The following is a 20,570-nucleotide window of genomic DNA, read 5'->3' as shown; positions in this document are numbered from 1 at the left end:
TCCCCACTGCGGCTTACCAGGTTTGGGTGGCCTTGAACTTCTCGATACCGGCTTTCAGCTGGCCATCGATGTCGTCATTGAAGTCACCCTTCTCGTTGATCTTCGCCAGCAGAGCGGCGTGATCCCGGTTGAAGTAAGCAATCAGGGCCTGTTCGAATGCGCCAACTTTGGCGACTTCGATGTCGACCAGGAAACCACGCTCGGCGGCATACAGCGATACGGACATGTCGGCAATCGACATTGGCGCATATTGCTTCTGCTTCATCAGCTCGGTAACGCGCTGACCATGCTCAAGCTGCTTACGGGTGGCTTCGTCCAGGTCAGAAGCAAACTGGGCGAATGCTGCCAGTTCACGGTACTGAGCCAGAGCGGTACGGATACCACCGGAGAGCTTCTTGATGATCTTGGTCTGTGCAGCACCACCCACGCGGGATACCGAAATACCGGCGTTGACCGCAGGACGGATACCCGAGTTGAACATGGCCGATTCGAGGAAGATCTGACCGTCGGTGATCGAGATCACGTTGGTCGGAACGAACGCGGAAACGTCGCCAGCCTGGGTTTCGATGATCGGCAGAGCGGTCAAGGAACCGGTCTTGCCAGTCACGGCGCCATTGGTGAACTTCTCAACGTACTCTTCGGAAACGCGGGAAGCGCGCTCCAGCAGACGGCTGTGGAGATAGAACACGTCACCTGGGTAAGCTTCACGGCCTGGCGGACGGCGCAGCAGCAGGGAAATCTGGCGGTAAGCCACTGCTTGCTTGGACAGATCGTCATACACGATCAGCGCGTCTTCACCGCGGTCGCGGAAGTATTCGCCCATGGTGCAACCGGCGTACGGTGCAATGAACTGCAGCGCAGCGGATTCGGAAGCGGAAGCAGCGACAACGATGGTGTTAGCCAGCGCGCCGTTTTCTTCCAGCTTGCGAACCACGTTGGCGATGGTCGATTGCTTCTGACCAATGGCAACGTATACGCACTTAATGCCGCTGTTTTTCTGGTTGATGATGGCGTCGATGGCCAGAGCGGTTTTACCGATCTGACGGTCACCGATGATCAGCTCACGCTGGCCACGGCCAACCGGGATCATGGCATCGACCGACTTGTAACCGGTTTGCACCGGTTGGTCGACCGACTTACGCCAGATCACGCCCGGCGCAACCTTCTCAACCGCGTCGGTAGCGACGTTGTTCAGCGGGCCTTTGCCGTCAATTGGGTTGCCCAGTGCGTCGACAACGCGACCCAGCAATTCCGGACCAACCGGAACTTCCAGGATGCGGCCAGTGCACTTGGCGCTCATGCCTTCGGCCAGGGAGGTATAAGCCCCCAGGACAACTGCACCCACGGAGTCTTGCTCCAGGTTCAGTGCCATACCGTAGACACCGCCCGGGAACTCGATCATTTCGCCGTACATAACGTCGGCGAGACCGTGAATACGCACAATACCGTCAGATACGCTGACGACAGTGCCTTCGTTACGGGCTTGAGAGGCGACATCGAGATTATCGATACGTCCCTTGATGATTTCACTTATTTCGGAAGGATTGAGTTGCTGCATAGCTCTGCTGCCCCTTCAAACTCAAGATTTCAATGCTTCGGCCAGCTTCGCGATTTTGCCGCGAACTGAGCCATCGATAACCAGGTCGCCAGCGCGGATTACAACACCCCCGATAAGGGTGGCATCCTCCGCAGCGTGCAGACGCACTTCTCGGCCGAGCCGTGCACTGAGAACCTTGGTGAGTTTGTCTTGCTGTTCATCGCTCAATGCGAAGGCACTGGTAACGTCCACGTCGATCGACTTTTCCTGCTCGGCTTTATAAAGCTCGAACAGCTCAACGATCTCTGGCAACAGGGCCAAGCGGTCGTTTTCAGCAACGATGTGAATGAAATTACTTGCCTTGGCATCGAACTTGTCACCACACACGTCAACAAACGTGGTGGCCTTGTCTGTACTCGTCAAACGCGGTGCTTTGAGCACACGCTGCATGGTGTCGTTTTGCGACACCGCTGCAGCCAGGCCGAGCATGGCTGACCAAGAGGCCAGTTGCTGGTGGGCCTGAGCATACTCAAAGGCAGCCTTGGCGTAAGGTCGGGCCAACGTGGTCAGTTCTGCCATGATCGCGCCCTCGCTTAAATTTCGGCTGCCAGTTTGGAAACCAGCTCCGCATGCGCGTTTTGGTCGATAGATGCGCCCAGGATCTTCTCAGCACCACTAACGGCTAGGCTACCCAGTTGGGCACGCAGCGCGTCTTTGACACCGTTGATTTCCTGTTCGATCTCGGCCTGAGCCTGAGCCTTCACGCGATCAGCTTCGACACGGGCCTGTTCACGGGCTTCGTCGACGATCTGAGTACCGCGTTTCTTGGCTTGCTCAATGATCTCGGCTGCTTGACCTTTGGCTTCGCGCAGTTGCTGACCCACTTTCTCTTGGGCCAGCTCCAGGTCACGAGCCGCACGGCTAGCGGCGTCCAGGCCGTCTGCGATCTTCTTCTGACGTTCTTGCAAAGCCGTAATGACCGGAGGCCACACGTACTTCATGCAGAACAGCACGAAGATGAAGAAGGCAACGGACTGACCAATCAGGGTTGCATTAATGTTCACGCCAACACCTCGCTCGTTCGTTGTCCATCACAACTAATTACTCGCAATCGAGTAATTAGCCTGCGAGTTGACCAACGAAGGGGTTCGCGAAGGTGAAGAACAGTGCGATACCAACACCGATCATGGTCACGGCGTCGAGCAGACCGGCGACGATGAACATTTTCACTTGCAGCATTGGAACCATTTCTGGCTGACGCGCTGCGCCTTCCAGGAACTTGCCGCCCAGCAGGCCGAAACCAATGGCGGTACCCAGGGCACCCAGGCCAATGAGCAGTGCTACAGCGATAGCGGTCAGACCAACTACAGTTTCCATCTTTCCTCCCGACTTTTTATGTCGTATTGGTTAAGGTTTTCTAAGGGTAAAGCGGTAAAACAAAACCGGTACTTCCGTGCCCTTGCGGGCGTCCACCATGAGCGCCTAAGCGCCCTTAGTGGTTGTCTTCGTGCGCCATCGACAGGTAGACGATGGTCAGCATCATGAAGATGAACGCTTGCAGGGTAATGATCAGGATGTGGAACACTGCCCACGCCCACTGCAAGACAATGCCCAAGGCACTTAGCCAGAGCAGACCGCTGCCGAACATCACAGCGATCAGAATAAACACCAACTCACCGGCATACATGTTGCCGAACAGACGCAGAGCCAAGGAAATCGGCTTGGCGATCAGGGTGACGAACTCCAGCAGAAAGTTCACCGGGATCAGCAGCGCTTGAACGAACAAGTTCTTGCTGCCGAACGGATGCAGAGTCAGCTCCCCGATGAAGCCGCCAATACCCTTGACCTTGATGCTGTAGAAAATGATCAGCGCGAATACCGACAGGGCCATGCCCAGGGTCGCGTTTGGATCGGTCGTCGATACCGCACGGAACGGAATGTGCGAGTCACCCGAGATCAACACGGCCAGCATCGGAATCCAGTCGACCGGAATCAGGTCGATGGCATTCATCAAGAACACCCAGACAAAGATGGTCAGCGCAAGCGGTGCAATCACCGGGCTGCGGCCGTGGAAGCTGTCTTTGACGCTGGTATCAACGAAGTCGACCAGCACTTCAACGAAGTTCTGCAGGCCGCCAGGTTGTCCGGAAGTCGCCTTCTTCGCTGCCATGCGGAACAGCAGAACGAAGAGTAGGCCGAGACCTACGGACCAACCGAGCGTATCGACGTGGAACGCCCAAAACCCCATCTCTTTGGCTTCTTGTGCGGTGTGGGCAAAGCCCCAATCACCATTAGGCAGCTGCCCGTAAGTCAGGTTCTGCAGGTGGTGCTGGATATAGCCCGAAGCTGTTTGTTCTGCCATGTGTGCCTCAAACGCCTTAAGGTCTCGAAAGTCTTTTTTTCATCAGCAAAGGTGCAAACCAATTGACCAACTGGGTCAGGAAGAACACGCCAAAAACGGCCAGCGGTTCCAGAGGCTTCACACCCGCAAAGGTCAGTGCAAACAGCACTGCCGTTAAAACTAGTTTGCCCGCCTCACCGGCATAAAAAGACCGGACGATGGCTTGGGCCGCCCGCGCTCCACTGAAACGGAACGCCTTGTGGGCGAAATACACATTCGGTAGCCAGGCAATCAGCCCACCACACAACCCGGAGTAACCTGCTACTGCTCCTTGCCACTGCCATAACACCAGGGCCAGAAACAACAGAACCAACAATTGCGTAAACAGTACCGGGAAAACAGCTAAGCGATGGAAGGGCAGGCGAATTGGCGTGCGAACGTCCATCTAATTTTCCTGAAAGCTGAACTCGGGCGCCGGCACCTTAAATCAATAACTTGGCATACTTTGTGCCGACGAAATGCGCGCAGAGTATAGGGGCGCTGCCCCACCCATTCAACAGCTGGGTAGTGATTTCCGACTACTCGCTACACGTGCAATTGTTTCAGCGAATGTGAGCGAGTACGCCCTGCAGTTCATCCAGCGAGCTGTAGCTGATCACCAACTGACCTTTACCTTTCTGTCCATGCTTGATCTGCACCGGTGAGCCTAGGCGCTCGGCCAGACGCTGTTCTAGGCGGATAATGTCCGGGTCGGCTTTGACCTCGGTCACGGGCTTATCTTTGCTGTTCAGCCACTGACGTACCAACGCTTCGGTTTGGCGCACAGTAAGGCCGCGTGCGACAACATGTCGCGCACCTTCGGTCTGCTGTTCCGCCGGTAAACCGAGCAAGGCGCGGGCATGGCCCATCTCCAGATCACCATGTGACAGGAGGATTTTAATCTCTTCCGGCAGGGCAATCAGGCGCAGCAGGTTGCTGATGGTTACCCGGGATTTGCCCACCGCATCGGCGACCTGCTGCTGAGTCAGCTGGAACTCCTGCTGTAAGCGCTGTAAGGCCATGGCCTCTTCGATGGGGTTGAGGTCTTCGCGCTGGATGTTCTCGATCAGCGCCATGGCAATGGCGGCTTCGTCCGGGAGTTCACGGACCATGGCTGGAATTTTGTCCAAACCCGCTTGCTGACTCGCCCGCCAACGTCGTTCACCGGCAACGATCTCGAAGCGCCCATCAGCAATTGGTCGCACCACGATCGGCTGCATTACGCCATGCGACTTGATCGACTGCGCCAGTTCTTCCAAGGCAGTCGAATCCATGTCACGACGCGGCTGGTATTTGCCTCGCTGGATCAGGTCCAGCGGCACGTATTGCAGTTCACGGCTGTCGACCTGCGCCGCCTCTTCTTTCAAAGCGCTGACGCTAGACCCGCCCAGCAGGGCGTCCAGACCGCGTCCTAGTCCTCGTTTTTTCACAGCCATGGGTATTTCCTTATGCGGTTGCGCTGCGAGCGTTAGCACGCTGGCGGCGGACCAATTCGCCGGCCAGCGCCAAATAGGCAATGGCCCCGCGGGAACTTTTGTCATACACCAGCGCCGGCATACCAAAGCTAGGTGCCTCGGCCAGGCGCACATTGCGCGGGATAACGGTTTGGTACAGCGTATCGGGGAAGTGCTGCTTGAGCTGCGCAGATACATCATTGGTCAGGCTGATGCGTGGGTCATACATGGTACGCAACAGGCCTTCAATTTTCAGGCTTGGATTTAACAACTCAGCGATGCGTTGGATGCTATTGACCAAGTCACTCAAGCCCTCCAGCGCGTAATACTCACATTGCATGGGGATAATCACGCCGTCGGCGGCGACCAACGCGTTGATGGTCAGCATCGACAGCGCCGGCGGGCAGTCAATCAGGATGTAATCGTAATTCTCACGGATCGGTGCCAGCGCATTACGCAGCCGGCTTTCCTTCATTTTCATTTCCAGAAGAGAAACTTCGGCTGCTGTCAGGTCGCGGTTGGCCGGCAGCAGTTGATAACCACCGTGCTCAGAGAACTGCATGGCATCGACCAAGTTGCACTCGCCAATCAACAGGTCGTAAATCGAGTGCTCTAGGGCATGCTTATCGACACCGCTGCCCATCGTGGCGTTGCCTTGTGGATCGAGGTCAATCAGCAATACGCGACGCTTGGTTGCGACCAGCGAAGCAGCCAGGTTGATGCAGGTGGTGGTTTTACCCACACCGCCCTTCTGGTTAGCGATTGCGAATACCTTAGCCATGCTGCCGTCCCCCCTAAACCGAGCGTCGCAGTATCAGCAGATGGCGCTGACCTTGGCAACCGGGAACCTTGAGTACATGGGTGGCGGCCAGACGGAAGTCTGCAGGCAGGGCTTGCAACTCATCATCCGGATGGACGCCTTTCATCGCCAGCCACTGGCTATGGTTATCGCCCAGATGACGGGTCCAGTTGCTGAAGTCTTCTAGCGAACTGAACGCCCGTGAACAGATACCGCTGAACGGCACGTCGGGGCGATAGTCTTCGACTCGGCTGTGGATAACTTGCAGGTTGGCCAGTTTCAACTCGAGTTTTACCTGGGTCAGAAAACGAGTCTTCTTGCCGTTTGAGTCGAGCAAAGTGAACTGTCGCTCGGGGAACAAAATAGCCAGAGGAATACCTGGCATGCCGCCGCCGCTGCCGACGTCCAGCCAGTTATCCCCGGCCTCGCGCACATGGTCGATCACGGACAGGCTGTCGAGCAGATGGCGCGAGACCATTTCATCCGGATTGCGTACGGCGGTCAGGTTATAGGCCTTGTTCCACTTGATCAGCAAGGCCAGGTAGGCAAGCAACTGCTCGTGCTGTTCGACGCTGAGTTCGACACCCAGTTCGCGGGCGCCTTCGCACAGTTCTTCGGCGTGACGTGCGGTGACCAACGACATCAGGCGCTGTGCTCCAACTGCTGACCGGCAGTGCGTTTTTTCAGGTAAATCAGCAGCAAAGAAATTGCTGCAGGCGTGACCCCGGGAATGCGCGAAGCTTGCCCAAGGGTTTCTGGACGGGTGTTGCCGAGCTTGTGCTGGATTTCTTTGGACAAGCCGGAAATGCCGGCGTAGTCGATGTCTTTTGGCAGCTTGGTGTCTTCACTGGCGCGCAAGCGGGCAATCTCGTCCTGTTGGCGGTCGATATAACCGGCGTATTTGGTCTTGATCTCGACCTGCTCAGCTACTTGCGGGTCCTGCGCACCTCCACCGGTGATGGCGACCAGCCCGGCGTAATCAATTTCCGGCCGTGCTAACAGGTTGAGCAGGTTGTATTCGTGAGTAAGCGGTGTACCGAAGTGTGCGGCAATCGCATCGCCCTGGGTTGTGCCTGGACGCACCCAGGCGTTTTTCAGGCGCTGCTCTTCTTGCACGATGGCATCACGCTTGGCTTCGAATGCGGCCCAACGCACATCATCGACCAGACCCAGCTCGCGACCTTTCTCAGTCAGGCGTAGATCAGCATTGTCTTCGCGCAGGATCAACCGGTACTCGGCGCGCGAAGTGAACATGCGGTAAGGCTCTTGGGTACCTAAGGTAATCAGGTCATCGACCAGCACCCCGATGTACGCCTCATCGCGGCGCGGGCACCAGCTGTCTTTGCCTTGTGCGCGCAGTGCGGCGTTGGCACCGGCGAGCAAACCTTGTGCGCCTGCTTCTTCGTAACCTGTGGTGCCGTTGATCTGTCCGGCGAAAAACAGCCCGGCGATCACCTTGGTTTCCAGGCTGTACTTGAGATCACGTGGATCGAAGTAATCGTACTCGATGGCGTAGCCGGGACGGACGATATGCGCGTTTTCCATACCGCGGATGCTGCGTACGATCTGCAATTGCACATCGAAGGGCAGTGAGGTGGAAATGCCGTTTGGGTACAGTTCGTGGGTATTCAAGCCTTCGGGCTCGATAAATACCTGATGGCTGTCCTTGTCGGCAAAGCGGTGGATCTTGTCTTCGATCGACGGGCAATAGCGTGGGCCGACGCCTTCGATAACACCGGAATACATCGGTGAACGATCAAGATTGGCCGCAATAATTTCATGGGTGCGGGCGTTGGTATGAGTGATCCAGCAACTGACTTGACGCGGTTGTTGTTCGGCGCGACCGAGAAAGGACATTAGCGGCCTTGGGGTATCACCCGGCTGCTCGGTCATCAGCGAAAAATCCACCGAACGGCCATCGATGCGCGGCGGTGTTCCGGTCTTCAAGCGACCGACGCGCAGCGGCAGCTCACGTAAGCGCTGTGCCAGGGCAATCGAAGGTGGATCACCGGCGCGACCGCCTGAGTAGTTCTGCAGACCAATGTGGATAAGTCCGCCAAGGAAGGTACCTGTGGTCAAAACCACTGAGTCTGCAAGAAACCGCAGGCCCATTTGGGTAACGACGCCTTTGACTTCGTCGTTTTCGACAATCAGGTCATCCGCTGCCTGCTGAAATATCCACAGGTTGGCTTGGTTCTCTAGGGTTTCGCGAACAGCTGCTTTGTACAACACGCGATCTGCTTGGGCACGGGTGGCCCGCACTGCAGGTCCTTTGCGGCTGTTCAGCACGCGGAACTGGATACCGCCACGGTCTGTGGCTTCAGCCATGACGCCACCCAGTGCGTCGATTTCCTTAACCAGATGACTTTTGCCGATCCCGCCAATGGCTGGATTGCAACTCATCTGGCCGAGCGTCTCCACGTTATGAGTCAGCAGCAGGGTTTTTACCCCCATGCGTGCAGCTGCCAGTGCAGCTTCGGTACCGGCATGACCGCCACCGATGACGATTACTTGAAAACGGGAAGGGAAATCCACCACGCACCTCGTGCCTGTTGAGAAATGGGGGGCTTTTTGGATTGAAAAGCGGGAAAGGCGGCAAGTATAGGGAGTTAGCCGGTGTGAAAGAAGCCTTTTGCACAAAAAATAGCCAGCTATCCGGAGAGCTGTTTTAACGAAACGGTTAATAAAGATAAAAAGAATGAATTTATATAAAGCTTTGTTTTTATGTTTATTAATGAGTAACAGATTTTCTGTGGATAGATTGCTGTAGGCCAATAGGATCAATGTGTACAGAGTTTCAAAAACCTGTGTTGATCCTGCCATCAGCCTGTTCAATTACCGTATGTAAGCTGTGGATGAAAGTAATGGTTATCCACAGGGGCTTTTATCCTCCGTTTTATCACAGGGTTATGAGCAGGGCTTAGCCTGGGTTTTCCACAGGGCTTAGCCACTAAAATAAATTGATTGGGACATATATTTCTCCCACACGAATGCCTACCTGAATGGCATAAACGACGATTTGAAGGGGGCGATACGCAGGATGGATGAGTAGCAGACAGCGAATATTGAAGACGGCACACCGTTAGCTAACGGTGTAAACCATCCGCAATAGTGTGTCGATGATGAGTAAGGCGACGCGTGTGATGCGTTGTTTGTAGGCGAGCGGGCCTAGGTAGCTAACCGACGTGGCCTATAGCTACTTGCCAATACAGAAGCTGGAAAAGATCCGCCCCAACAAGTCATCGGAGCTGAAGGCTCCGGTAATTTCGCCTAAGGCTTGTTGTGCCATACGCAGGTCTTCAGCGAGTAACTCACCAGCGCCGGCGAGGGTCAGCTGAGCATGGCCATGTTCAAGGTGAGTATCGGCTTGATGGAGTGCCTCAAGGTGACGCCTACGGGCGCTGAAGCTGCTCTCAGAGGTCTGTGCATAACCCATGCAGGCTTTCAGGTGTTCACGCAGCAGGTCCAGGCCCTCGGTCGATTTAGCCGACAGGCTGATGGTGACGTGGCCGTCATTACAGACTTCAAGCATCACCGACTCGCCAGACAGGTCTGCTTTGTTGCGGATCAGCGTGACCTTGTTTGGCTCCGGGCGCAGGTCGAGAAACTCAGGCCATAAGGCAAAGGGATCATCTGCTTCGGGGGCCGTGGCATCCACCACCAGGAGGATACGATCGGCTTCACCAATCGCCTTGAGCGCACGTTCCACACCAATTCGCTCTACCTGGTCGTCAGTATCGCGCAGACCGGCGGTGTCCACTACGTGCAAGGGCATACCGTCGATGTGGATATGTTCGCGCAGCACATCGCGGGTGGTGCCAGCGATCTCGGTGACGATGGCCGCTTCACGACCGGCTAGGGCATTGAGCAGGCTGGATTTACCGGCGTTGGGCCGACCGGCGATGACCACGGTCATGCCATCGCGCAGTAGCGCGCCTTGTCCGGCCTCACGCAGCACTCCCGCGAGGTCGTTGCGTACGCCGTCTAGTAGGCTGAGTACGTGGCCGTCGGCGAGAAAGTCGATTTCTTCTTCCGGGAAGTCAATGGCTGCTTCTACGTAGATACGCAGGCTGATCAGACGTTCAGTTAGACCCTGCACGCGACGCGAGAACTCGCCTTGCAATGAACGCAGGGCATTGCGCGCCGCCTGTTCGGAGCTGGCTTCGATCAGGTCGGCAATCGCTTCGGCTTGAGCCAGGTCGAGTTTGTCATTGAGGAATGCACGTTCACTGAACTCACCCGGCCGGGCTAAGCGCGCGCCGAGTTGTACACAGCGGCGTAGCAGTAAATCGAGAACCACCGGCCCACCATGCCCCTGTAACTCGAGCACGTCTTCACCGGTAAAGGAGTTGGGACCAGGAAAATACAACGCCAGACCTTCATCGATCACCTGTTCGGCATCAGCAAAGAACGGCCCGTAATGGGCGTAACGCGGGCTCAGCTGACGTTGGCAGATCGCTGTCGCCAGTTGCCCAGCCAAGGGGCCTGAAACACGCACGATTCCCACGCCACCTCGGCCTTGGGCGGTAGCGACGGCGGCAATGGTTTCAGTCACGGTTGGCATGCGGTTCTCCTGAAGTCGACATAGCAAAACGCCCCTGTAAAGGGGCGTTTGTTACAGCTTAGAAGCGCTCACGGCCTAGGCATCTGCGGCCTTGGCTGCGGCTTCAATCTTGCGCGTAATGTACCACTGCTGAGCGATGGACAAGACGTTGTTGACCACCCAGTACAGCACCAGACCAGCTGGGAACCAGAGGAAGAAGAAGGTGAAAATGATCGGCATCATCTTCATTACCTTGGCTTGCATCGGGTCAGGCGGAGTCGGGTTGAGCTGCTGCTGAATAAACATGGTGGCGCCCATGATAATCGGCAGGATAAAGAACGGATCTTTGATCGCGAGGTCAGTTATCCACAGCAACCAAGGCGCTTGGCGCATTTCTACGCTTTCCAACAAGGTCCAGTAAAGCGCGAGGAATACCGGCATCTGTACCAAAATCGGCAGGCAACCACCCAGCGGGTTGATCTTCTCTTTTTTGTACAGCTCCATCATACCCTGGGACATTTTTTGCCGATCGTCACCGAACTGCTCTTTCAGCGCCGCCAGCTTAGGGGCTACAGCACGCATGCGGGCCATGGACTTGTAGCTGGCAGCGGAGAGTGGGAAGAAGATCAGCTTGATGATCATAGTTAGAACGATGATCGACCAGCCCCAGTTACCCAATAGGCTGTGGATATGTTCCAGTAGCCAGAAAATGGGTTGCGCGAGGAACCACAAAATGCCGTAGTCGACAGTCAGCTCAAGACCCGGAGACAGGGTCTTCAGGTGGCCTTGTAGCTTCGGGCCGGCATACAGAACTGCACTGGTTTCACCCTGAGCGCCGGCAGCAACCTGAATGGCCGGGCCGGTAAAGCCGACAATGTAGTTGCCTTGGCTGTCTTTGCGGGTCTGTACCTGGTTAGTGCTGTCTTTACTTGGAATCCAGGCAGTGACGAAGTAATGCTGTAGCCAGGCAACCCAGCCTCCTTGGACGGTTTCTTTGAAGGCTTGCTTGTCGATATCTTTCATCGACACTTTTTTGTACGGCTCTTCTGCTGTCCACAGTGCACCACCGAGGTAGGTCGCTGTGCCAGTTGCCGTGGTGGAGGACGGATCGTCACTGCCATCGCGCTTAAGCTGGGCAAACATGTTGCCGCCCCAAGCTTGAGCGCTCTGGTTATCGATCAGGTAGCTGACGTCTATCTGGTAGGAGGATGGATCTACACAACCCGGTTTCTTCAGCAGCTGCTCTTTGGCCGAACATTCAGCATTGAGGCCGCGCTTGAACGTGAAGCGCTTGATGTAATTAACGCCGTTTTCGCTGAGCGTGAGATCAACCTGCAGTTGATCCTGGCCAACGGCCAGCTCATAGTTTTTTTGCGCGCTGCTCCACAGGGCACGACCGCTGGATTTGTCCGGCGCATTGCTGCCGATCAACCCGCTTTGTGCCAGGTAAGTCCGCTCGCCACCGTTATCGAACAACTGGAACGGTACATCCGGGCGATCTTGACGGCGTGGGTACTGCGGCAGACGCAGTTGCACCACATCACCACCGCGCGGATCAATAGCCAGATCCAGTACATCGGTTTTCACCCGAATCAGCTCATCATTGGCTGCGCTGGAGACAGCACTGATTGTGCTGGGCTCAACGGCAGTCGTTGCGCTCGGAATATCGTCGCCACCAGCTGATTTTGAGCTCGCAGCGCTGGTATCTGGCAAGCCAGGTACTGTGCTGCTGGTCGTGGCAATTTCAGTCGGCAGGGCAGTTTGACCGTAATCCTGGTTCCACTGAAGAACCATCATATAGGACACGATTGCCAGGGCGACGATCAGGATCGAGCGTTGAATATCCATGATTATTCGACCATCGAAGAGGAACGGGAGGTTTTCGCGGGGGGAACCGGGTCGTAGCCACCGGGAGTCCACGGGTGACAGCGGCCCAGCCGACGCAGGGTCAGCCAGCCACCACGCAAGACGCCATGGTGTTCAATGGCTTCAAGCGCGTAGCAAGAACAGCTTGGGTAGAAACGACAGTGGCTGGCCATCAAGGGGCTGATGGCATAGCGGTAAAACTGGATAGGAAGCAAAACCAGTTTACGCATGGGGACTGTCGTTCCCCCCGGGTGTTGCAACGGCAACCGGGCTTGGCTTACTGCGTTCGAGGCGTTTCCAAAGTTTGCCAAACTGACGTGCCAGTTCTGCATTGTCCAGATCGCCAAGGCCCTTGCGCGCCACCACAACGATGTCCCACCCGACCAAATTATCTTGGCTCAGACGAAACGATTCGCGGATTTGACGTTTCAGGCGATTGCGTTCAACCGAGAGCTTGACGCTCTTCTTGCCGATCACCAACCCCAAGCGGGGATGATCAAGCTCATTGTTGCGCGCTAGCAGCAGGACATTTTTGCCCGGAGCTTTGCCGTTAGGGGAGTCGAAGACTGCCTTGAATTGTCGGGGGGTTAGCAGACGCTTTTCCCGACTGAAGTCTCGACTCACCACAATACCGAAATTTAAACGGCGAGACGCTTACGGCCTTTAGCGCGGCGACGCTGCAGAACAGCACGGCCGCTCTTGGTGGCCATGCGAGCGCGGAAACCATGGGTGCGAGCGCGTTTGATAGTGCTGGGTTGGAAAGTACGTTTCATGATGCGGTACCTGGGTCGTCGACTACGGGCCGGAATGGCCCCCGTTTTAAGAGACCGGCGATTCTAGAGAAACCCGAGGGTTAGGTCAATTTCAAACCACGCTTTCCTGCATAAAGAAATATAAAGAAGAGAGTATTTAAAGATCTTTTGTAATGTTAGTAACTATTAGCAAGGCGCTTATCTGTGCATAAGTATCTGAAGGACAAAGGATTCGGGCTGTTCAGCCAAGGGTAAGTCTGTCGAAAAGGCGTGTTGCAACTGTGTGGAAGCGGCGTACAAGCTGGGGATCGAATGCCATTTTACCCACAGCGTTGTTTTCCACCGGGTTTCACCCTAGGTTATCCCACGAGCTTGTATAGGGTTATCCACTGCCTTCATGTGGGTCTGCTTACTAGCCTCCAACGCTGTTAATAGGTTGATTTTCCTTGTGCATCAGCAAGGTTACGTGTGGATAACTCAAGCTACGGCAGATACAATGGCGGCTGTATTTTTGCCTCGCGCCTTTCGATTTAGGGGATGTCCGTGTCTGTGGAACTTTGGCAGCAATGCGTCGAGCTTCTGCGCGATGAGCTGCCTGCTCAGCAATTCAACACTTGGATCCGTCCACTGCAGGTCGAAGCTGAAGGCGATGAGCTTCGCGTCTATGCGCCTAATCGTTTTGTTCTCGATTGGGTCAACGAGAAGTACCTCAGCCGCTTGCTTGAGTTACTCGCTGAACGGACCAACGGTCTGGCGCCGGCGCTCTCCTTATTAATAGGCAGCAAACGTAGTTCGGCACCTCGTGCAGCCGTGATTAGCACGCCGCCCGTTGCGCCGAGCACGCCTGCCCCTGCACCCAAGTCGACGGTCACCTCGACAATGCTTGCTGTGGCAACAGAGCCTTCGCGCGCCAGCTTTGACCCAATGGCAGGTGCTGCCAGTCAGCAGGCTCCGGCGCGTACAGAGCGTACGGTGCAGGTTGAAGGCGGACTTAAGCACACCAGTTACCTGAATCGCACCTTTACCTTCGACAACTTCGTTGAAGGTAAATCTAACCAGCTGGCCCGCGCAGCGGCTTGGCAGGTTGCCGACAACCCTAAGCACGGTTACAACCCGCTGTTCCTTTATGGCGGTGTAGGCCTGGGTAAAACTCACTTGATGCATGCGGTGGGTAACCACCTGCTGGCGAAGAACCCGAATGCCAAGGTGGTGTACCTGCATTCCGAGCGTTTCGTGGCAGATATGGTTAAAGCGTTGCAGTTGAACGCGATCAACGAGTTCAAGCGCTTCTACCGATCGGTAGACGCCTTATTGATTGACGACATTCAATTTTTCGCCAAGAAAGAGCGCTCCCAGGAAGAGTTCTTTCACACCTTCAACGCATTGCTTGAAGGGGGTCAGCAGGTGATTCTCACCAGCGATCGCTACCCGAAAGAAATCGAAGGGTTGGAAGAGCGTCTCAAGTCGCGCTTCGGTTGGGGTCTTACAGTGGCCGTCGAGCCGCCAGAGTTGGAAACTCGCGTCGCCATTCTGATGAAGAAAGCTGATCAGGCCAAAGTTGACCTGCCGCATGACGCTGCCTTCTTTATCGCGCAACGTATCCGCTCCAACGTGCGCGAACTGGAAGGTGCGCTGAAACGAGTAATTGCCCACTCGCACTTCATGGGGCGTGACATTACCATCGAGCTGATCCGTGAATCGCTCAAGGACTTGCTCGCGCTGCAGGACAAGTTGGTCAGCATTGACAATATTCAGCGCACGGTCGCCGAGTACTACAAAATCAAGATTTCTGATCTGTTGTCTAAGCGCCGTTCGCGCTCGGTTGCTCGTCCACGTCAGGTGGCGATGGCGTTGTCGAAAGAGCTGACCAACCATAGCCTGCCGGAAATTGGTGATGCCTTCGGCGGCCGCGATCACACAACGGTATTGCATGCATGCCGTAAGATTGCTGAACTTAAGGAATCCGACGCGGATATCCGCGAGGACTACAAGAATTTGCTGCGTACGCTGACTACCTAACTACGCAACTCCACTAGGCAAGGGACTAGACCATGCATTTCACCATTCAACGCGAAGCCCTGTTGAAACCTCTGCAACTGGTCGCCGGCGTCGTGGAACGCCGTCAGACCTTGCCAGTTCTCTCTAATGTGCTGCTGGTGGTTGAAGGCCAGCAGCTGTCATTGACCGGTACTGACCTTGAGGTTGAACTGGTCGGGCGTGTCACTCTAGAAGAGCCTGCTGAGTCCGGTGAGATCACCGTTCCGGCGCGCAAACTGATGGATATTTGTAAGAGCCTGCCGAGCGACGCGCTGATCGACATTCGAATCGACGAGCAGAAGCTACTGATCAAGGCGGGTCGCAGCCGCTTCAGCCTGTCGACACTGCCCGCCAATGATTTCCCCACTGTTGAAGAAGGCCCTGGTTCGCTAACCTTCAGCCTGGTGCAAAGTAAATTGCGTCGTTTGATCGAGCGCACCAGCTTTGCCATGGCCCAGCAGGACGTGCGTTATTACCTCAACGGTATGCTGCTAGAAGTGCAAACCGGGATCCTCCGTGCAGTGGCCACTGATGGTCACCGCCTGGCAATGTGTTCCATGGACGCCGCCATCGAGCAGGTTGAGCGCCACCAGGTCATTGTGCCGCGTAAAGGTATTCTCGAGATGGCTCGTCTGCTCACCGAGCAGGATGGCAGCGTGAGCATCGTTCTGGGTCAGCACCATATCCGCGCGACCACGGGTGAATTCACCTTCACTTCGAAACTGGTCGACGGAAAGTTCCCTGATTACGAACGTGTATTGCCACGTGGTGGTGACAAACTGGTGGTGGCTGATCGTCAGGGCCTGCGTGAGGCATTTAGCCGTACCGCGATTCTGTCCAACGAGAAGTACCGTGGTATTCGTCTGCAGCTAGAATCCGGCCTGCTGAAAATTCAGGCTAATAACCCTGAGCAGGAAGAAGCTGAAGAAGAGATCGCCGTCGACTACAACGGAAGTGCGTTGGAAATCGGCTTTAACGTCAGCTACTTACTCGACGTGTTGAGCGTCATGACCACCGATCAGGTTCGTTTGATTCTTTCCGACGCCAATAGCAGTGCTCTGGTGCAGGAAGCGGATAACGACGATTCGTCTTATGTTGTCATGCCAATGCGTCTGTAACCCACAGTCCATTAAATAACGATTACGCTCAGCCAAGCTGCGTTGAGATCCGTTCCGCAAGCCTTTACGTTAACTCGTTCACGCTTCCTGTTCAGTGAGTAATGCGAGTAATACTTATGTACTGCTCGTTTACTCTACTTCTTCAACCGGCTCCGCTTTGCCTGACCCTCGCTCGCTACGTTCTGCAACGGTCTGTTATCTAAATGTCCCTAACTCGCTTTACTGTCACCGCGGTGCGTAATTTGCATCCGGTGACTCTCTCTCCCTCCCCGCGTATCAATATCCTGTCCGGCGACAATGGCAGCGGCAAAACCAGCGTGCTTGAAGCGATTCACTTGCTGGGTTTGGCCCGCTCATTTCGCAGCACTCGTTTGCTCCCGGTTATTCAATACGATCAGCTGGCCTGCACCATCTTTGGCCAGGTACAGATGTCTGACGGTCGGCTAAGTAATCTGGGCATTTCGCGGGATCGTCAGGGCGAGTTTCAGATTCGTATTGATGGGCAAAATGCACGCAGCGCAGCACAGTTGGCCGAGACGTTGCCCTTGCAACTGATCAACCCGGACAGTTTTCGTTTACTCGAAGGTGCGCCGAAGATCAGAAGACAGTTTCTCGACTGGGGTGTGTTCCACGTGGAACCTCGTTTTCTGCCAGCATGGCAGCGCCTGCAGAAGGCCCTGCGTCAGCGGAACTCATGGCTGCGGCATGGTACACTTGACGCCGTTTCACAGGCGGCCTGGGATCGAGAGTTATGCCTTGCCAGCGACGAAATTGACGGCTATCGGCGTGCCTATATTAAGGCCCTGAAACCAGTTTTCGAGCGCACCCTTAATGAATTGGTTGAGCTGGAAGGTTTGACCCTCAGTTACTACCGCGGATGGGATAAAGAGCGTGAACTCAACACGGTGTTGGCCTCTACTCTGTTCCGCGATCAGCAATTGGGGCATACCCAGGCTGGCCCCCAACGCGCCGATTTAAGGCTACGGCTGGGTGCGCACAATGCCGCCGAGATACTCTCGCGCGGTCAGCAAAAATTAGTTGTATGTTCCCTGCGCATTGCTCAGGGCCACTTAGTCAATCAGGCCAAGCACGGCCAATGCATCTATCTAGTGGATGACTTGCCGTCAGAACTGGATGAACAGCACCGTCGTGCATTGTGTCGATTGTTAGAAGACTTGCACTGCCAGGTGTTTATCACCTGTGTAGACCATGAACTGTTGAGGGAAGGCTGGCGCACGGATACGCCAGTTGCCATGTTCCACGTGGAACATGGTGGCATTACCCAGACCCACGACCACCGGGAGTGAAGGCATGAGCGAAAACCAAACGTACGACTCCAATAACATTAAGGTCCTCAAGGGCCTGGATGCCGTACGCAAGCGGCCTGGTATGTACATCGGCGATACCGACGATGGCAGCGGTCTGCATCACATGGTGTTCGAGGTGGTCGATAACTCGATCGACGAGGCGTTAGCTGGGCATTGCAGTGAAATCACCATCACCATCCACCCGGATGAGTCGATTACTGTGCGCGACAACGGTCGTGGCATTCCGGTAGATGTTCACAAGGAAGAAGGCGTTTCTGCTGCCGAAGTGATCATGACTGTCCTGCATGCGGGTGGTAAGTTCGACGACAACAGCTATAAGGTTTCCGGTGGCCTTCACGGCGTAGGTGTTTCAGTAGTGAATGCGCTGTCCAGAGAGCTGGTCATGACCATTCGCCGCGCCGGCAAAATTTGGGAACAAACCTACGTTCACGGCGTACCCCAGGCTCCAATTGCCCCCGTAGGCGATAGCGAAACCACCGGCACGCAGATTCACTTCAAACCATCCGAAGACACCTTCGCCAATATCCATTTCAACTGGGATATCTTGGCAAAACGCTTGCGTGAACTGTCGTTTCTCAACTCCGGTGTCGGCATCTTCCTCAAGGATGAACGCAGTGGTAAGGAAGAGTTGTTCAAATATGAAGGTGGCCTGCGTGCCTTCGTTGAATACCTCAACCTCAACAAAACAGCGGTCAACCAAGTATTCCACTTCAACATGCAGCGTGAAGATGGGATTGGCGTAGAAGTCGCCCTGCAGTGGAACGACAGCTTCAACGAGAACTTACTGTGCTTCACCAACAACATCCCTCAGCGCGATGGTGGTACCCACCTGGCGGGTTTCCGCTCGGCACTCACGCGTAACCTGAATGCTTATATCGAGCAGGAAGGTTTGGCCAAGAAACACAAGATTGCCACCACCGGTGATGACGCCCGTGAAGGTCTGACGGCAATTATTTCGGTCAAAGTCCCAGACCCTAAGTTCAGCTCGCAGACCAAAGATAAACTGGTCTCCAGCGAAGTGAAAACTGCGGTCGAGCAGGAAATGGGTAAGTACTTCTCCGATTTCCTGTTGGAAAACCCCAACGAAGCCAAGCTGGTGGTCGGCAAGATGATCGACGCTGCGCGTGCCCGTGAAGCGGCGCGTAAAGCCCGTGAAATGACCCGCCGTAAAGGCGCACTGGATATCGCTGGGCTGCCAGGCAAACTGGCTGATTGCCAGGAGAAAGACCCTGCGCTTTCCGAACTCTATATCGTGGAAGGGGACTCCGCGGGCGGTTCTGCCAAGCAGGGCCGTAACCGCAAGACCCAGGCGATCCTGCCGCTTAAGGGTAAGATTCTCAACGTTGAGAAAGCCCGCTTCGACAAGATGATTTCCTCCCAGGAAGTAGGCACCCTGATTACTGCCTTGGGTTGCGGTATCGGCCGCGATGAATACAACATCGACAAGCTGCGCTACCACAACATCATCATCATGACTGACGCCGACGTCGACGGTTCGCACATCCGTACCCTGCTGCTGACCTTCTTCTTCCGTCAGCTTCCAGAGTTGGTCGAGCGTGGTTACATCTACATTGCTCAGCCACCGTTGTACAAGGTGAAGAAGGGCAAGCAAGAGCAGTACATCAAAGACGACGAGGCCATGGAAGAATACATGACTCAGTCGGCCCTTGAAGACGCTAGCCTGCACGTGAACGAAAGCGCCCCCGGCCTGTCTGGCGCTGCTCTGGAAACCTTGGTCAACGATTACCGTCTGGTCATGAAGACCCTCAATCGTTTGTCACGCCTTTACCCGTTGGAGCTCACCGAGCACTTCGTTTATATCCCGCGCGTAGAAGCGGAACAGCTGGCTGACAAAGAGGCTATGCAGCAATGGTTAGGCCTGCTTGATACGCGCCTGAAAGTCATGGAGAAGTCGGGTTTGGTCTACAAAACCAGCCTGCACGAAGACCAAGAGCGCCATGTTTGGTTGCCACAAGTTGAATTGGTGTCGCACGGTGTTTCCAGCTACATCATCTTTAACCGCGACTTCTTTGCCAGCAACGATTACAAGACCGTGACCACCTTAGGTGATCAGCTCAACAGCCTGCTTGAAGATGGGGCCTATGTGCAGCGTGGCGAGCGCAAGAAGGCTGTGACGACCTTCAAGGATGCACTGGCATGGCTCATGGCTGAAAGCACCAAGCGCCATAGTATTCAGCGCTATAAAGGTCTGGGTGAAATGAACCCGAACCAACTTTGGGAAACCACCATGGACCCTGACGTACGCCGCATGCTTCAGGTGCGTATCGAAGATGCAATCGCTGCCGACCAAATTTTCAACACCCTGATGGGCGATGCGGTAGAGCCACGTAGAGACTTTATTGAAACCAACGCCCTGGCTGTATCCAACCTAGACTTTTGATTTTTGTAGGTGGGAAAAATTAATAGTCCTTTAGGCCAGAGTTAAGAGGAACGACCAAAGTAATTGGTCTGTAGCATGAAAATAAAAGCCCCTGCTGATGCTAGTCAGTAGGGGCTTTTGTTGAGTACAGGAAAAGCTAATTACTGTTATTCAGTCAGGCAAGAAGGCTTAAGTCAGCCGATACTTGGTCTTGAACTCATGAACAATTCCAGCAGTTTTCATCCTGCTGAATACTGCATTCATTGAGGCTTTGTTGGTTTTGTTAGCCGGTATACGCTTGGTCCTCAAGGCATCGATAACCCATTGGCTGCGAATGCTCGGGCGTTGATCGTTCAATATGTCTACAACCAAGAGC

Annotated in this window: 19 protein-coding genes; 4 read left to right on the top strand and 15 right to left on the bottom strand. The window is 55.1% G+C overall.

Annotated features, from left to right (window positions below; genetic code table 11):
- Nucleotides 1-13 precede the first annotated feature (13 nt).
- The 15 genes from atpA to rpmH all read right to left on the bottom strand — a co-directional run bounded on the left by atpA (nt 14) and on the right by rpmH (nt 13,352).
- The gene (atpA, locus tag BMZ32_RS07470; protein ID WP_090240974.1) at nt 14-1,558 is read right to left on the bottom strand and encodes a F0F1 ATP synthase subunit alpha; all 1,545 of its coding nucleotides are present in this window, start codon (nt 1,556-1,558) and stop codon (nt 14-16) included.
- Between the two features lie 21 nt (nt 1,559-1,579).
- Nucleotides 1,580-2,116 (bottom strand): F0F1 ATP synthase subunit delta, encoded by a 537-nt coding sequence (locus BMZ32_RS07465; RefSeq protein WP_090240972.1) that lies wholly within the window; start codon nt 2,114-2,116, stop codon nt 1,580-1,582.
- 14 nt (nt 2,117-2,130) lie between these two features.
- A complete protein-coding gene (locus tag BMZ32_RS07460; protein ID WP_090240971.1) occupies nt 2,131-2,601 on the bottom strand; it encodes a F0F1 ATP synthase subunit B in 471 nt (156 codons plus the stop codon).
- 55 nt (nt 2,602-2,656) lie between these two features.
- Nucleotides 2,657-2,914 carry a F0F1 ATP synthase subunit C gene (atpE, locus tag BMZ32_RS07455; protein WP_002555987.1) on the bottom strand — a complete coding sequence of 86 codons (258 nt, stop codon included), beginning with the start codon at nt 2,912-2,914 and terminating at the stop codon, nt 2,657-2,659.
- Nucleotides 2,915-3,029: 115 nt separating this feature from the next.
- Nucleotides 3,030-3,899, bottom strand: a complete 870-nt coding sequence (atpB, locus tag BMZ32_RS07450) for a F0F1 ATP synthase subunit A (RefSeq protein ID WP_090240969.1) — start codon at nt 3,897-3,899, stop codon at nt 3,030-3,032.
- A 16-nt stretch (nt 3,900-3,915) separates the two neighbouring features.
- A complete protein-coding gene (locus tag BMZ32_RS07445; RefSeq protein WP_090240967.1) occupies nt 3,916-4,323 on the bottom strand; it encodes a F0F1 ATP synthase subunit I in 408 nt (135 codons plus the stop codon).
- Nucleotides 4,324-4,480: 157 nt separating this feature from the next.
- Entirely contained in the window at nt 4,481-5,353 is an 873-nt protein-coding gene (locus BMZ32_RS07440) for a ParB/RepB/Spo0J family partition protein (RefSeq protein ID WP_090240965.1), read from the bottom strand.
- A 10-nt stretch (nt 5,354-5,363) separates the two neighbouring features.
- Nucleotides 5,364-6,152, bottom strand: a complete 789-nt coding sequence (locus BMZ32_RS07435; protein ID WP_090240963.1) for a ParA family protein — start codon at nt 6,150-6,152, stop codon at nt 5,364-5,366.
- Between the two features lie 13 nt (nt 6,153-6,165).
- Complete coding sequence (rsmG, locus tag BMZ32_RS07430; RefSeq protein ID WP_090240961.1) at nt 6,166-6,813, bottom strand: 16S rRNA (guanine(527)-N(7))-methyltransferase RsmG; 648 nt, start codon at nt 6,811-6,813, stop codon at nt 6,166-6,168.
- On the bottom strand, nt 6,813-8,705 hold the full coding sequence (mnmG, locus tag BMZ32_RS07425) for a tRNA uridine-5-carboxymethylaminomethyl(34) synthesis enzyme MnmG (RefSeq protein WP_090240959.1): 1,893 nt from the start codon (nt 8,703-8,705) through the stop codon (nt 6,813-6,815). Before mnmG ends, rsmG begins: the two co-directional genes overlap by 1 nt.
- Before the next feature lie 661 nt (nt 8,706-9,366).
- Nucleotides 9,367-10,734 carry a tRNA uridine-5-carboxymethylaminomethyl(34) synthesis GTPase MnmE gene (gene mnmE / locus BMZ32_RS07420; protein WP_090240957.1) on the bottom strand — a complete coding sequence of 456 codons (1,368 nt, stop codon included), beginning with the start codon at nt 10,732-10,734 and terminating at the stop codon, nt 9,367-9,369.
- Nucleotides 10,735-10,809: 75 nt separating this feature from the next.
- Nucleotides 10,810-12,561 carry a membrane protein insertase YidC gene (gene yidC / locus BMZ32_RS07415; protein WP_090240955.1) on the bottom strand — a complete coding sequence of 584 codons (1,752 nt, stop codon included), beginning with the start codon at nt 12,559-12,561 and terminating at the stop codon, nt 10,810-10,812.
- Nucleotides 12,562-12,563: 2 nt separating this feature from the next.
- Nucleotides 12,564-12,809 (bottom strand): membrane protein insertion efficiency factor YidD, encoded by a 246-nt coding sequence (yidD, locus tag BMZ32_RS07410; protein WP_090240953.1) that lies wholly within the window; start codon nt 12,807-12,809, stop codon nt 12,564-12,566.
- The gene (gene rnpA, locus BMZ32_RS07405) at nt 12,802-13,203 is read right to left on the bottom strand and encodes a ribonuclease P protein component (RefSeq protein ID WP_090240951.1); all 402 of its coding nucleotides are present in this window, start codon (nt 13,201-13,203) and stop codon (nt 12,802-12,804) included. Before rnpA ends, yidD begins: the two co-directional genes overlap by 8 nt.
- A gap of 14 nt (nt 13,204-13,217) precedes the next feature.
- On the bottom strand, nt 13,218-13,352 hold the full coding sequence (gene rpmH, locus BMZ32_RS07400) for a 50S ribosomal protein L34 (protein WP_090240950.1): 135 nt from the start codon (nt 13,350-13,352) through the stop codon (nt 13,218-13,220).
- Between the two features lie 522 nt (nt 13,353-13,874).
- On the opposite strand from rpmH, the gene dnaA reads away from it, so the two are divergent.
- The 4 genes from dnaA to gyrB all read left to right on the top strand — a co-directional run bounded on the left by dnaA (nt 13,875) and on the right by gyrB (nt 20,215).
- Complete coding sequence (gene dnaA / locus BMZ32_RS07395) at nt 13,875-15,350, top strand: chromosomal replication initiator protein DnaA (RefSeq protein ID WP_090241592.1); 1,476 nt, start codon at nt 13,875-13,877, stop codon at nt 15,348-15,350.
- Between the two features lie 32 nt (nt 15,351-15,382).
- On the top strand, nt 15,383-16,486 hold the full coding sequence (gene dnaN, locus BMZ32_RS07390; RefSeq protein WP_090240948.1) for a DNA polymerase III subunit beta: 1,104 nt from the start codon (nt 15,383-15,385) through the stop codon (nt 16,484-16,486).
- A 203-nt stretch (nt 16,487-16,689) separates the two neighbouring features.
- Nucleotides 16,690-17,793, top strand: coding sequence for a DNA replication/repair protein RecF (gene recF, locus BMZ32_RS07385; RefSeq protein ID WP_090240946.1), 1,104 nt, complete (start codon nt 16,690-16,692; stop codon nt 17,791-17,793).
- A 4-nt stretch (nt 17,794-17,797) separates the two neighbouring features.
- Nucleotides 17,798-20,215 (top strand): DNA topoisomerase (ATP-hydrolyzing) subunit B, encoded by a 2,418-nt coding sequence (gene gyrB / locus BMZ32_RS07380; RefSeq protein WP_090240945.1) that lies wholly within the window; start codon nt 17,798-17,800, stop codon nt 20,213-20,215.
- The last annotated feature ends 355 nt before the right edge of the window (nt 20,216-20,570 follow it).

It is taken from the genome of Pseudomonas guineae (genome assembly GCF_900113745.1).
Lineage (GTDB): Bacteria > Pseudomonadota > Gammaproteobacteria > Pseudomonadales > Pseudomonadaceae > Aquipseudomonas > Aquipseudomonas guineae.
Note: the sequence above shows the minus strand (reverse complement) of the source record. Positions and strands in the feature narration are given on the sequence as shown.